The sequence below is a fragment of the Azoarcus olearius genome, from assembly GCF_001682385.1.
Classification (GTDB): Bacteria; Pseudomonadota; Gammaproteobacteria; order Burkholderiales; family Rhodocyclaceae; genus Azoarcus; species Azoarcus olearius.
In genome coordinates, this window is sequence record NZ_CP016210.1 from 3,060,659 (window position 1) to 3,073,754 (window position 13,096).

Genomic DNA, 13,096 nt, shown 5'->3' on the forward strand with positions numbered 1-13,096 from the left:
ATGCTCGAGAAGACCCTTTTCGCAATCCTGCATCCGCTGTGGCGCCTCTACGACCTGATCGCCCCGAAGCGGGCAGACCACTGGGCGTTTACCACCCACCACCTGCACACCGACCGCTTCATCGAAAACCAGCGCGCCGTCTTCGAGCACGTCAAGGCCGATCCCGCCATCCGCAAGCTCGTCTTCTACCGCAACGCGGGCGGCGACTTCCAGATCGAAAACGCGGTGAACTGCGAAACCGTCAAGCACGGCACGCTTCGGGGCCTGATCCTGCTCGCGCGCTGCAAGGTGGTCTTTCTCACCCACTCCATCGCCATGGACTACTCGCTGCGCTGGCCAGGGAAGGGCTTCAGCGTGCTCAAGCTGGCGCTGCGAAAGCGGGTGGTAGTCAATCTGTGGCACAGCATTTCGGTGAAGAAGCTGCTGTACGTCGCCAACGAAGAGATCAGCAAGCACACCGCGCGGGTGAGTTACCGCACCCAGGAAAGACTGGGGTACGCCGGCCTCATCGCCTCGTCGGACATCGACAGCTACGCGATGAGCGCGATGTTCTATCCGTTGAACTATCGCCAGGTGTGGATTACCGGGCTGCCGCGCAATGACTTTCTGACCCAGCCGGAAAACGCGCTTCCGCGCTATATCCGCAGTTCGCTGGAGCGTCTGCGGGGCATGAGCCGGGGGCGGAAGCTCGTCGTCTATGCGCCCACCTATCGCCAGACCCACGTCTGCGACACGGCCCATTACTATCAGTTTTCCGATGCGGAGATCGCCCGGCTGAAGAACCTGCTGCGGGCCAGCGGCGCCATCCTCGGTTACCGTCCGCACTACTTCAAGAACAGCAAACAGCATTTCAATCTGGACCAGTACATCGACGACGAGCTGATCTTCGACATGTCGCAGGAAGCGGTCCCGGAGTTCTCCGCGCTTGCCCGTGAATGCGACCTGCTGATCACCGACTATTCCAGCGTCTATATCGAGACGCTGTACCTGGGCAAACCGGTCATCTGCTTCGGCTACGACATCGACCACTACAAGACGCACGAGGACGGCCTGCTGTACGACATGGACCTGGTGTTTCCGGGGCCGGTGGTGCAGCACTTCGACGAGCTGATGGACGCCGTCGAGTCGAGGCTGCGTTTCGACCCCGCCACGATTGCGCGCGAGCAGGCAACCGCGCGGAGAATATTCTTCAAACACAGCGACGCGAGAAACGCCCACCGCGTCAAGGAAGAAGTGCTGAAGCGCCTGTAGCCCGACGGCCCGGGCCTTGCACGGAGATCAAGAAAGAATGAACTACGAGGATGGGGCCACGCACCCCTACTACATCGCGGCGCCCGATTACCGGGAAAGCTCGGCCGGCGTGCGGGTCATGCACCGCCTGTGCCACATGTTGAACACGCAGGGGCTCGAGGCGTATGTCGTCGGCGCCGAAGTCGTCCATCCGCAGCTGCTCACGCCTTGCCTCGACAGCAAGACCTCGATCAGGCACCGGCGGGAGAACCGCGTCCCGATCGCCGTCTATCCGGACATCATCACCGGCAATCCGCTCAACGCCCCGGTGTGCGTGCGCTACATGCTGAACAAGGAGGGGGTGATCGAAGGAAATCCCCTCAATGCCGGCGCGGACGACCTGTTCTTCTACTACTCCCGGGCCTTCACCCCGAATACCGCGGAGAAGTTCGACTATCTCAGGCTCAACACCAACGACCTCGAAACGTTCAAGCCGGACCCCCAAAAGGCAAAGCGCGGCCCGCTGCTGTACCTGAACCGCATCCCCCCTTCCGCCGTCAATTTTGCGACGCTGCCGAAGGACATCGAGGTGCTGTCCAACCAGACCCCGTTGAGCCTGCCCGATCTCGCCGCAAAGCTGCAATCGGCGACGGTGCTGTACTCGTATGAAAGCTCGGCCACCTGCACGCTGGCCATGCTGTGCGACTGTCCGGTGGTGGTGATGACGCTGCCCGGCTTCGAACACCTCGGGTTCACCAAGCAATCGCTCTCCATCTACAACGGCAAGGGCTACGCCTTCACCGACAGCGAAGAAGCCCTGGCCGCGGCGCGGCGCGGGCTGGAGGCGGTGAGGAAAGGCGTCGCCAACGTCGAACAGGCCTTCCTCCAGGAGCTTGCGGTCTTCGTGCAGAAGACCCAGCACAAGGCCGAGGAGGTGGCGCGCGCCCGCCCGCCCGTGTCGCTGCCGGACGCGCTGTACCAGGACTGGATCGCCACGCACCAATTCCAGGCCAGCGACGCGCGCGAATACGAACGCCGGATTGCCCAATGGACGCAGCCCCCGCATTTCCGCATCGCCGTCGTGCATGACGACGCGGCCGACGCTCAAGCGCTGGCGCGCAGCCTGCAGTCGCTCGCCCGCCAGTACTACCCGGGCGTCGCCGTTTCGGTGTTCACCCCCTTGCCCGCGCCGGAAGGTCTCAACGCTGGCCGGCTGGAATGGTTCCAGAGCGCGCAAAGCTGGGAGGCTGCCGCCGCCGCGCTGCACGATGCCGGCGCGGACGACTGGGTGGGTCTGGTCCGTGCAGGCGACGTGGTCGCACCGCATGGGCTGCTGGTGCTGGCCGAATACCTCAACGCGCGTCCGCAACTACAGGCGGTCTACACCGACGAGGACGTGATCGAGGCGGACGGCCGCCGCCATTCGCCCCGTTTCAAACCCGACTTCGATCTGGAGTGGCTGCGCGGCAGCGCCTACGTGGGCGGCCTGTTGCTGGCGAAAACGCCGGTCTGGCGCGCCGCCGGCGGCTGGCAACACTTTCCTGACCACGAGGATGAATTCGACCTCGCGCTGCGTCTGGCCGAACACCTTCCCGCCGCCGCGTTCGGCCATCTTCCGGACGTGCTCTACCACCGCGGCGCGCAACACCCCGCGCGGACGCGGGCGGAGGTTGCGGACCAGCCCCAGCTTCCCCATCTGCAGCAACACCTCGCGCGCTGCGCACCGGACACGCTGGCAGGCCCCGGCCTGATTCCGGGGACCTCCCGCATCGTCCATCCGCTGCCCGCCACGCCGCGCGTCTCCGTGCTGATTCCGGCCACCGGTCCGCTCGCCCACCTGCAGCGCTGCATCGAAAGCCTGTTCGAACAGACGGACTACCCGGACTTCGAGCTGCTGGTGATCGGCCATCAGGGGCTGGATCCGGCCGCGCAGGACTTTCTGGCCGCGCTGCAGCAACTCGGCGACAACCGGCTCAAGGTCCTTCATTGCGAAGCGCCCTCGCCTTGCGCTGCGGCCCTCTTCAACCCGGGGGCGCAAGCCGCCACCGGCAGCCTGCTGCTGTTGCTCGAACCCGGCGTGGCCGCCCTGCACAGGGACTGGCTGGGCGAGATGGTCGCGCTGATCCAGCAAGCCGAGGTCGGCGCGGTCGGGGCCCGGCTGCTTCACGCCGACGGCACCCTGCGGCACGGCGGCTATCTGCTGGGGCTGGAGGACACGGCGGGCAGTCCCTTGGCCGGCCACCCCGCCGAGGAGGCCGATCCGCTGGGCCGCAACCTGGTCGCCCATGCAGTGCAGGCCGTCAGCAGCGCCTGCCTGCTGATCCGTCAGGACACCTACCTTGCGCTCGGCGGGCTGGATGCCGAACAGTTCCCCCGCGCGTACGCCGATGTGGACCTGTGCCTCAGACTTCGTGCACAGGGGTTGCGGGTGCTGTGGACGCCGTTTGCAACCCTGCTGCATTCGGGAGCGCCCGACCCGGCCCCCAAGGAAGAGACCGCGGCGCTCCACCGCCGCTGGATGGCCGAGCTGGTCCGCGACCCCGGCGCCAACCCCAACCTCAGCCTGCAGGACGCCGAGCTGGAGCCGGAGCCCGAGGCCGCGCTATCGTGGAATCCCACGCCCTGGAACCCGCTTCCGCGTGTGCTGGCGCACCCGGTCAACCAGCACGGCAGCGGCCAGTACCGCATGCTGAATCCGCTACGCGGGCTGCACGACGCCAACCGCTGCCGGGGTTATGCCAGCCAGCGTTTCTTCAGCCCGGTGGAAATCGCCAAGGCGGAGATGGACACGATCGTGGTGCAGCTACCCGGCACGGCCCGCCATCTGCGCGCGCTGGAGAGCTACCGCCAGTACTCGGGCGCGAAGTGCATCGTCGAGGTCGATGACCTCATCACCGCCATTCCGCCTTCCAGCCCGCTTCACAAGGTGTTTGGCGAAGCCGCGCGCGACTACCTGCAACGCTCGATGCGCATCGCCGACCGCCTGGTGGTGACCACCGACGCGCTGGCCGCCGCGTTCGCCAACGCCGCGCCGGAAGTGGTGGTCAGCCGCAACTACCTGGTGGCCACGCAGTGGGAAAACCTGAATCCGGCCCAACACCCGCGACAGAAACCGCGGGTCGGCTGGGCCGGCAGCGACTCCCACCTGGGCGACCTCGGCCTGCTCCGCGACGTGGTCCCGGCCTTGGCGCGGGACGTCGACTGGATCTTCTTCGGCACATGCCCGGCCGACCTGCGCCCCTACGTCAAGGAGTTCTACGGCGGCGTGCCGTTCGAGCAGTACCCCGCCGCCCTCGCCAGCCTGGGGCTGGACCTCGCGCTCGCGCCGCTCGAAAGCAACGCCTTCAACGAAGCCAAGAGCAATCTCAAGCTGCTGGAGTACGGCATTCTCGGCTATCCGGTGGTGTGCTCCAACGTCGGGCCGTATCGCCAGGGGTTTCCGGTGAAAAGGGTCAACAACACCTCGAAAGCGTGGATTGCCGCCATCCGCGAACGCATCCACGACCTCAAGGCCGCCCGCCGCGAAGGCGCCGCGCTGCAGGCCCACGTTCGCCAGCACTGGATGCTGGAGGACCACCTCGACGAATGGCAGGCGGCCTGGGCGCGCTGATCAGGGTACGGGCGTGGACGCCGGCGGCAGCCCCGCGCAGTGCCGCGTCCATGCCCACTCCAGCGCGTCCTCCAGGTGGCGGGCAAAGGCCGCGCTGTTGAACAGCCCGGCATGTTTGCCGGCATCGGCGACGCGTTGGCGGACGGCCTGCCGCCGTCCCGCGTCGGTACCCAGCGCCAGCACCAGGGCCTCGTAGCTGGCGTCGTCAGCCGCGATCAGCTCGGGCAAACCCGCTGCGTCAAGGATGCTGGCCGAAACCCGCGAGACGAAAGTGTCGCCGCGCCGTGCCACTTGCGGCACCCCTGCCCACAGGGCGTCGCTGGCCGTGGTGTGGGCGTTGACCGGAAACGCGTCGAGCGCGATGTCCGCCACCGCGAGACGGTTCAGGTGATGCGCCACCGGCACCCGCGGCGCCCAGCACAGGCGTGCGGGATCAACGCCGTGCGCCCGCGCTTCCTTTGACAGCCGGGCCATGGCCGAAGGCGCTCCTTCAAGCAACCACAGCAGCGCATCGGGCAACCCGCGGAGCAAGCGCATCCACAGCGCAAAGCTTACCCGCGTGATCTTGTAGTGCTGGTGGAAAGCGGCCAGCACCAGGGCATCGTCGGGCAGCCCCGCCTCCGCTCGCGACAGCGGTGTCACCGGCGGGCGCTGGCCGTCGTTGGGCTGGTAGCAGCCCGGCAGGCGCAGGACGCGCTCGCTGTAGCCGGCCTCAGCGCCTGCCGGCACGACGATGCCGTCCGCGATGATGTAGTCCAGCCAGGCTGCGCCCATGGTCCCCGGGAAGCCGAGCCACTGCATCTGCAGCGGCGCCGGCCGATACGCCAGGATGGGTGCGCGAAAACCCTGGGTCCAGCCCTTGAGGTCGATCACGATATCGACGGCATCCGCGGCAATCCTGCCCGCGGCCTCCGCATCGGACAGGCCCGCCAGCATCACCCATTCGGGGATGGCCCGCTGCAGCCGGCGGCGATAGTCGTCGTCATGCTGCGGACCGTAGTCGTAAGCGATCAGCCGGACACGGCCGGGGTCGATCGCTTCGAGCACCCCGGTCATCAGGTGCGCGGTCGCGTGATCGCGGAAATCGGCCGACAGCAGACCGACCCGCAACGGACGCGCGCCCGGCGCGGACGCAGCGCGCCGCACCGCCGGCACACGCTCGAACTGGGCGGCAAAAGCGCGTGCAACCGCTGCCTGGGCGGCGGCATCCGTACCCGGCACGGTGAGAAAGGCAAACGGTGCCAGCGCGTCGCCCCCGGTCGGCAGCCCCGATGGGTCGTCGCACACCCGCGCGAGTTCGGCCTCCAGCAGTTCGGCAGCCTCCCAGTCCGCCACATGACGGCAGGCGTGCGCAGCCTGCAGCAGCCAGCCCGGCCGCGGCATGCGCTTCACTGCTTCGATGCCAGCCTCCCGCGCCAGCTCGTGCTCGCCGAGATCGGCGGCAATGCAGCCGAGGTTGTAATAGGCATCCACGCACTCCCCGTCCAGCTGCAAGGCTTCCAGACAGTGGGTTCTGGCCTCTTCGCGCGCGCCCGCTTCGCGCAACGCGAGGGCCAGGTTGCTGTGTCCCTGCGCCCATTCCGGCGCTGCGGCCACCGCCTGCCGGCCGGCGTCGACCGCGTCGGCGAAGCGTCCTTGCCGGCAGCGCAACACGCACAGGTTCGACCAGCTGGAAGCGTCGTCGCGCGTCAGACGCAGTGCGGCAACCAGCCAGCGCTCCGCTTCGTCGATGTCGCCCGCGGGGTCGGCCAACGCCAACGCGCCCGCCAAGGCAAGAACGCCGCCATCCTCCCGTCCGCGCGCAATCTGCGCCCTGCAGAAATCCATCAGCCTGCCGTTATCTCCCAACTCAAGCAGCAACTCGCGGTAGAGCGCGGCCAGTTCCGCATCGTCCGGCGCGCGCGTCTGCGCCTCGGCCCAGGCATCGGCGGCCTCACTTCTGCGCCCCGCCTGCAGCAGCACGCAGCCCAGGTTGTAGTGGAGGGTCGCTTGCTCCGGCTGCAGGCGGATCGCGCGGCGATGGGCATCGATGGCTTCGTCGATGCGGCCCAGTACCGCGAGCGCGTTACCGAGGTTGGAATGGGCCTGGGCGTCACCCGGCAGTTCGGCCGCGGCGCGCCCGAGCACCGCAGCCGCTTCGGCGTGCTCGCCCAGCGCGTGCAGCACGCTGCCAAGCAGCTTGGACACCACGCCGACGCCAGGGTGGCGCCCCGCCAGCGCACGGGCGAGGGGAAGCGCGGCTTCCGCGCGGCCGGCGCGGAAATGTTCGACAGCGTCCTGGAGGCGCTGCATGTCGGCCGGGGGCAAAGGGGACATCGGATTCATATGGGTGACCCGCCTGCGGCGGAACGCCCTCCGCGGCGGGCGCGGCGCGGGGGGCGGAAAGGATTTCGCCGCAACCGGCAAAAAATGCCTAAAGCTTTCCGGGACGCGCCCGTTAATGGACTCAACGGCACACGGATCACGCAGCAAACCTTAGTCAGAAGCGCGAAACGGCCGGTTCATCGACGTATTTTTCTTCTCTTCGGGAGACGATCATGGCACAAGTCATCAACACCAACGTTCAATCGCTGACCGCTCAGCGCAATTTGAACACGTCCGCTGGCTCGCTCGCGACCTCGCTGCAACGCCTGTCTTCCGGCCTGCGCATCAACAGCGCCAAGGACGACGCCGCCGGCCTCGCGATTTCCGAGCGCTTCACCGCCCAGATCCGCGGCCTCGACCAGGCCCGCCGCAACGCCAACGACGGCATCTCGCTGGCGCAGACCGCCGAAGGCGCGCTGCAGTCCTCGGGCGACATCCTCCAGCGTATCCGCGAACTTGCGGTGCAGTCCTCCAACGCCACCAACTCCGCGTCGGACCGTCAGGCCCTGAACGACGAAGTGAACGCGCTGACCTCGGAACTGAACCGCATCGCCTCCACCACTGAATTCAACGGCAAGAAGCTACTCGACGGCTCCTTCACCACCGCCACCTTCCAGGTCGGTGCCAACGCCGGTCAGACCATCTCCGCCACCACTGCCAACTTCTCGACCACCCAGTACGGCAACTACCGTATCGGCTCGGCCGCGGCGACCACCACCGGCGGCAAGGGCGACCTGACCATGGGCAGCACGGCGAACGCCCTCGGCTCCACCGCTGCGCTCACCACCAGCCGTGTCGCTGGCGGCGCGATCACCATCAACGGTTCCGCTGGCTCTTCGACGGTGACCATCGCCGCCGGTGCCTCGGCCAAGAAGGCCGCCGAGCAGATCAACGCCGAAACCGGCAAGACCGGCGTGACCGCGTCCGCGAAGACCGAAATCGACGTCACCTTCAGCGCGGCTAACACCTCGTACAAGTTCGATATCGCCTCCGACAACTCGACCGCCGTGACGATCTCCTTCACGACCGGCGCGAACGACAAGGACGGCCTGGCCTCGGCGGTGAATGCCTTCAACGACGTGTCCGCCAAGACCGGCGTGACCGCCCGCGTCAATGACGCCGGCACCGGCATCACCCTGCTGAATGCCAACGGCGAGAACATCTCGCTGGCGAACGCGGCCTCCGGCTCCGCTTCGGTGAACGTCGGCAGCACCGCGACCGCCGCCGGCGCAACCGCCAAGGCCACCGGCCAGCTGGTCCTCGACTCCGAAAAGTCCTTCAGCATCGCCGCAGCCAACACCACCGACTTCTTCGGTGCGACCACAGCGGCGGGGCAGTTGCAGAAGGTGAGTAACCTGGACGTGAGTTCGGTGGATGCTGCGCAGCGCTCGATCGCGATGGTCGATTCGGCCCTGGCAGCGGTGAATGGTCAGCGTGCGAAGTTCGGCGCCCTGCAGTCGCGGTTCGAAAACACGATCGCCAACCTGCAGACCACGTCGGAAAACATGTCGGCCTCCCGCAGCCGGATCCGCGATACCGACTTCGCGGCCGAAACCGCCAACCTGACCCGCGCGCAGATCCTGCAGCAGGCTGGTACCGCGATGCTGTCGCAAGCCAACGCACTGCCGCAAAACGTGCTTTCGCTGCTCGGCTAAGCAAGGTAGCCTAGCGTTGATCGTACGGCGCGGGGCTCGCAAGGGCCCCGCGCCGTTAGCCCATGAGGGAGCCACATCATGAGCATCACCTCGATGACGACGGTTGCCGGCGACACGCGCCTGCAGCCCGCCGTGGCAATGCCGAAAGCACCCCCCGCGCAATCCTCGGTAGAGGGCTCCGTCGGCACTGAAACGGCAAAGGCGGTCAGCGCCCCGGCCGCCGCCTCCGCAACAGCGGCGCAGGCTGAGCAACCGACCACGATGGAACAGGTGCAACAGGCGATGGACGAGGTCCGCAAGGCCATCACCCCTGTGGCACAGGATTTGCTTTTTTCCATTGACGAAGACACCGGCAAGACGATCGTCAAGGTTGTCGACGCCAGCACGGACGAAGTCATCCGCCAGATTCCGTCCGAGGAGATCATCTCGATCGCGAAGGCGATCGACAAACTGCAAGGCCTGCTGGTCCAACAGAAGGCCTGACCGTTCAGCGCAAGGAGGACCCCACCATGGCAGCGATCACCAGCAGCGGCTCGATTCTCGACATCGACTCGCTGGTCAAGGGCCTGATGTCGGTCGAAAGCCGGCCGCTCAGCCTGCTCGCCACCAAGGAAGCCAGCTACCAGGCCAAGCTTTCTGCCTTCGGGCAGATCAAGAGCGCCCTGACCTCCCTGCAGACGGCAACAACCGCACTCAACAGCACGGACAAATTTGCCGCCACCAAGGCAACAGTTGCCGGCGACGGCTTCACCGCCACTTCGGACGCGAAGGCCGCCGCAGGCAGCTACAGCATCGACGTGACGCAGATGGCCAAGATCCAGCGCGTGTCCACCGCCACGTCCAGCACCTTCGTGCCCGCGGCGGGCAAGCTGACCATCGAGTACGGCACGGTCAAGACCACCGACGGCACCAAGAGCTTCGCCAGCGACTCTCCACCGCGCACCGCCACCCTCGATTTCGAAGGCGGCACGCTGGAACAACTGCGCGATGCGATCAACAAGGACACCACGCTCGGCCTCAAGGCCAGCATCGTGAACAACGGCACCACCAGCCAGCTGGTGCTCAGCGGCACCAAGACCGGCGCCAACATGGCGTTCAAGCTCACCGGGGAATCGGGTCTGGCCGACCTCAGCTTCGACCCCTCCGCCACCGCCGCGGCCGGCGACAAGATGTACTCGGTGCAAGCCGCGCAGGACGCGCTGCTGAAGGTCGACGGCATCAGCGTTACCCGGAGCAGCAACACCATTTCGGACGTCATCGACGGCGTGACGCTGACGCTGAACAAGGAGCCGAGCGGCACCGCGACCTCGCTCTCGGGCACGGTCACTGTCGCCGCCGACCAGAGCGCGGCCAAGACCGCGGTCGATGCCTTCGTGAAGGCGTACAACGAGGTGCAGAGCACGCTCAAGTCGCTGACCGCCTACAACACCGAAACCGACACCGCGGCGACGCTCACCGGCGACGCGACCGCCCGCAGCATCCAGGGCCAGTTGCGCAGCGCGCTGGCGCAGAGTTTCAGCGGGCTGGGCAATGCCAGCTCGCTGTCGCAGATCGGCATCACCTTCGCCAAAGACGGCACGCTCAGCGTCGACAGCACCAAGTTCAACAAGGCGATGAGCGATCCGGCGATGAACGTCGGCGCCCTGTTCGCCGGCACCGACAAGATCGACGGCTTCGCCGACGTGTTCTCGAAGAAGCTGTCCAGCATGATCGACAGCGGCGGCGTCATCGCCAGCCGTACCGACGGCATCAACTCGACGATCAAGTCGATCACCAAGCAGTATGACGCGATGGAAACCCGGCTCGAGGCGATGGAAGCGCGCTACCGCAGCCAGTTCTCGTCGCTGGACACGCTGCTGTCCGGCATGAGCCAGACCAGCACCTATCTGTCTCAGCAGTTGGCCAATCTGCCGTCCACTTCGCGGAAATAAGGAGCACCGGCATGTTCGGATCCACTTCCTATGCCAATCGCGCCGCCGCGTATGCGCGCGTGGGCACCGAAACCAGCGTGGAGGCCGCCTCCCCGCACAAGTTGATCCTGATGCTGTACGACGGGGCGCTGCTGTCGCTGCGCAGCGCCAGCGTGGCGATGCAGAACAAGGACATTCCCGCCAAAGGCATGGCGATCTCGAAGGCGATCGACATCATCAGCAACGGCCTCAAGGTCAGCCTCGACCTGAACGCCGGCGGCGAACTCGCCGCCCGCCTGGACGCGCTGTACGAGTACATGGGCGACCGCCTGCTGTACGCCAACCTGCACAACAATCAGCCGGCGCTGGACGAAGTCTGCACGCTGCTGGCCAGCCTGCGCGAAGCCTGGCAGGCGATTGCGGACCAGGTCACCCCGGCCTGAGGAGGACACGTCATGCTGAGCCTTGAGAACAGCCGCCGCCTGCTCGCGATCTACCAGGCCATGGCCGACGCCGCCCGTGCGAACGACTGGGACCGGCTCGGGGAACTGGGCAGGCAGGGAGACGAACTGCGCCGCCAGGCGGCGGCCAGCCAGGGCACCCCGGCGCCCGGCGAAGAAGTCGATCTCGCCGCCACCATCCGCCGCATCCTCGAACTCGACGGTGAAATCCGCACCCACGCCGAGCCAGCGTACGAAAGCACACGCAAGCTGCTTTCCGGCGCCGTACAGCACCGCAACGTGCGCAACGCCTACGGAAGCCTCGGCGGCTAGGCGCACGCGGCGCTGACACAGGAACACAGCCATGATCCCCGCCGACCTCGCCGCCCGGCTGCGGATGATCACCGAGGCGAGCTTCTTCAACACCGACCCGCCGGTCGCGGGTCTGCAGCGCGCGCGTGAAATCCAGGCGCAGCTGCCGGAGCTGGTGCCGGGCGAACGCTTCATGGCAACGCTGCAGCGCACGCTGCCCGACGGCACCTTCCGCGCCATTGTCGCCGGCCGGCAGGTCACGCTGGCGCTCAACACCACCGCCAAACCCGGCGACACGCTCGAACTCGTCGTCACCGAAACCTCGCCCAAGGCCGTCTTTGCCCGCCTCGCCGCGCCCGAGGCGACCGCCGCCAGCACCTCGTCGGCCCAGCCCGCGCTCAGCCAGACGGGGCGCCTGATCAGCTTCCTGCTGACCGGCCAGCCCGAGGTCCGGCCGAGCATGCTCGCCAACAACCAACCCTTGCTCGCCGCGCCGCCCACGTCGGCCGCGCAGCTTGCACCCATGCTGCGCCAGGCGCTCGGGCAGAGCGGCATGTTCTACGAAGCGCATCAGGCCCAGTGGATTTCGGGCAAGCTCGACCTGACCGCGCTGCTGCGCGAACCGCAGGCCAGCGCCAGCCCCGCGGCGGCAGGCACGCCCGGCGCGGCGGCAGCCTCACCCCCCCCCAGCGCCGCCTCGGCCAATGCGGCAGCCCAACTCGGTGCCGCCGCCAACGACGCAGTGCTGGCCGAAGCCGCCGGGGACGAAGCCACCGCGCTGCGCACGACCCCGGTGGCGGAACGACTGCTGCCGGTGGTGCACCAGCAACTCGATGCGCTCGCAACCAACCAGTACGTGTGGCAGGGCCAGGCGTGGCCGGGCCAGCCGATCGAGTGGATCATCGAGGATCCGCGCGGCGGGCGCGACAACGGCGACGACGAGCCGCCGCAGGAATGGAACACCACGCTGCGCCTCAGCCTGCCCCGCCTGGGCGGCGTCGAGGCCCAGCTGCATCTCACACCTGCGGGCGTCGCGCTGCGGCTGCGAAGCGACGATGCCGGCAGCCGCGCGGCGCTCGAATCCGGCCGCGCGACGCTGGAAGAATCGCTGGCCGCAGCCGGACTGCCGCTGACCGGCATGGTGGTGGAGCCGAACAATGGCGGATGACAACACCGCCGAAGGCGACGCGCTGCCGCGTGGCGAAGCGGTTGCGCTGACCTACGCCAGCGGCGAGGCGGCGCCGCGCGTGGTGGCAAAGGGGCGCGGCCTGATCGCGCAGGAGATCATCGAGCGCGCGCGCGACGCCGGCATCTATGTGCACCAATCGCGCGAGCTGGTCGCGCTGTTGATGCAGGTCGATCTCGATAGCCACATTCCGCCCCAGCTCTACGTGGTGGTCGCGGAGCTGCTGGCGTGGCTGTACCGTATCGAGTCCGGGGTTGAAGCCGGCCCGGCGCCGGAATCAACCGGCTCGCTGAAAGCCCTGATCGAAGCCCTGCCGGAGAGCCAGCGCCCCCCGCCTGCCACCGGCTGAGCCACCCTGTCTTCACCAGGGGCATGGCCCCGAAGGCAGC

Annotated in this window: 10 protein-coding genes; 9 read left to right on the forward strand and 1 reads right to left on the reverse strand. The window is 67.4% G+C overall.

Translation table 11 applies throughout. The features are described from left to right. Entirely contained in the window at positions 1–1,251 is a 1,251-nt protein-coding gene (locus dqs_RS13965; RefSeq protein WP_065340880.1) for a CDP-glycerol glycerophosphotransferase family protein, read from the forward strand. A 37-nt stretch (positions 1,252–1,288) separates the two neighbouring features. Then, entirely contained in the window at positions 1,289–4,840 is a 3,552-nt protein-coding gene (locus dqs_RS13970) for a glycosyltransferase (protein WP_084018539.1), read from the forward strand. On the opposite strand, the gene dqs_RS13975 is transcribed toward dqs_RS13970, so the two are convergent. After that, complete coding sequence (locus dqs_RS13975) at positions 4,841–7,156, reverse strand: tetratricopeptide repeat protein (RefSeq protein WP_169823520.1); 2,316 nt, start codon at positions 7,154–7,156, stop codon at positions 4,841–4,843. 221 nt (positions 7,157–7,377) lie between these two features. On the opposite strand from dqs_RS13975, the gene dqs_RS13980 reads away from it, so the two are divergent. The 7 genes from dqs_RS13980 to dqs_RS14010 all read left to right on the forward strand — a co-directional run bounded on the left by dqs_RS13980 (position 7,378) and on the right by dqs_RS14010 (position 13,056). Then, positions 7,378–8,859 (forward strand): flagellin N-terminal helical domain-containing protein, encoded by a 1,482-nt coding sequence (locus dqs_RS13980; protein WP_011766430.1) that lies wholly within the window; start codon positions 7,378–7,380, stop codon positions 8,857–8,859. 78 nt (positions 8,860–8,937) lie between these two features. After that, positions 8,938–9,342, forward strand: coding sequence for a flagellar protein FlaG (locus dqs_RS13985; RefSeq protein WP_011766431.1), 405 nt, complete (start codon positions 8,938–8,940; stop codon positions 9,340–9,342). A 26-nt stretch (positions 9,343–9,368) separates the two neighbouring features. Further along, entirely contained in the window at positions 9,369–10,790 is a 1,422-nt protein-coding gene (gene fliD, locus dqs_RS13990; protein ID WP_065340881.1) for a flagellar filament capping protein FliD, read from the forward strand. Positions 10,791–10,801: 11 nt separating this feature from the next. Next, positions 10,802–11,212: a flagellar export chaperone FliS gene (gene fliS, locus dqs_RS13995; RefSeq protein ID WP_011766433.1), complete on the forward strand. Its 411-nt coding sequence runs from the start codon at positions 10,802–10,804 to the stop codon at positions 11,210–11,212. A 12-nt stretch (positions 11,213–11,224) separates the two neighbouring features. Beyond that, on the forward strand, positions 11,225–11,542 hold the full coding sequence (locus dqs_RS14000) for a flagellar protein FliT (RefSeq protein WP_011766434.1): 318 nt from the start codon (positions 11,225–11,227) through the stop codon (positions 11,540–11,542). 31 nt (positions 11,543–11,573) lie between these two features. Beyond that, the gene (fliK, locus tag dqs_RS14005) at positions 11,574–12,689 is read left to right on the forward strand and encodes a flagellar hook-length control protein FliK (protein ID WP_065340882.1); all 1,116 of its coding nucleotides are present in this window, start codon (positions 11,574–11,576) and stop codon (positions 12,687–12,689) included. Further along, the gene (locus tag dqs_RS14010) at positions 12,679–13,056 is read left to right on the forward strand and encodes an EscU/YscU/HrcU family type III secretion system export apparatus switch protein (protein ID WP_011766436.1); all 378 of its coding nucleotides are present in this window, start codon (positions 12,679–12,681) and stop codon (positions 13,054–13,056) included. The genes fliK and dqs_RS14010 overlap by 11 nt, the downstream gene beginning before the upstream one ends. The last annotated feature ends 40 nt before the right edge of the window (positions 13,057–13,096 follow it).

Coding starts and splice junctions, on each gene's coding strand:
- dqs_RS13965 (WP_065340880.1), top strand. CDS start 1: ATGCTCGAGAAGACCCTTTTCGCAATCCTGCATCCGCTGTGGCGCCTC.
- dqs_RS13970 (WP_084018539.1), top strand. CDS start 1,289: ATGAACTACGAGGATGGGGCCACGCACCCCTACTACATCGCGGCGCCC.
- dqs_RS13975 (WP_169823520.1), bottom strand. CDS start 7,156: ATGTCCCCTTTGCCCCCGGCCGACATGCAGCGCCTCCAGGACGCTGTC.
- dqs_RS13980 (WP_011766430.1), top strand. CDS start 7,378: ATGGCACAAGTCATCAACACCAACGTTCAATCGCTGACCGCTCAGCGC.
- dqs_RS13985 (WP_011766431.1), top strand. CDS start 8,938: ATGAGCATCACCTCGATGACGACGGTTGCCGGCGACACGCGCCTGCAG.
- fliD (WP_065340881.1), top strand. CDS start 9,369: ATGGCAGCGATCACCAGCAGCGGCTCGATTCTCGACATCGACTCGCTG.
- fliS (WP_011766433.1), top strand. CDS start 10,802: ATGTTCGGATCCACTTCCTATGCCAATCGCGCCGCCGCGTATGCGCGC.
- dqs_RS14000 (WP_011766434.1), top strand. CDS start 11,225: ATGCTGAGCCTTGAGAACAGCCGCCGCCTGCTCGCGATCTACCAGGCC.
- fliK (WP_065340882.1), top strand. CDS start 11,574: ATGATCCCCGCCGACCTCGCCGCCCGGCTGCGGATGATCACCGAGGCG.
- dqs_RS14010 (WP_011766436.1), top strand. CDS start 12,679: ATGGCGGATGACAACACCGCCGAAGGCGACGCGCTGCCGCGTGGCGAA.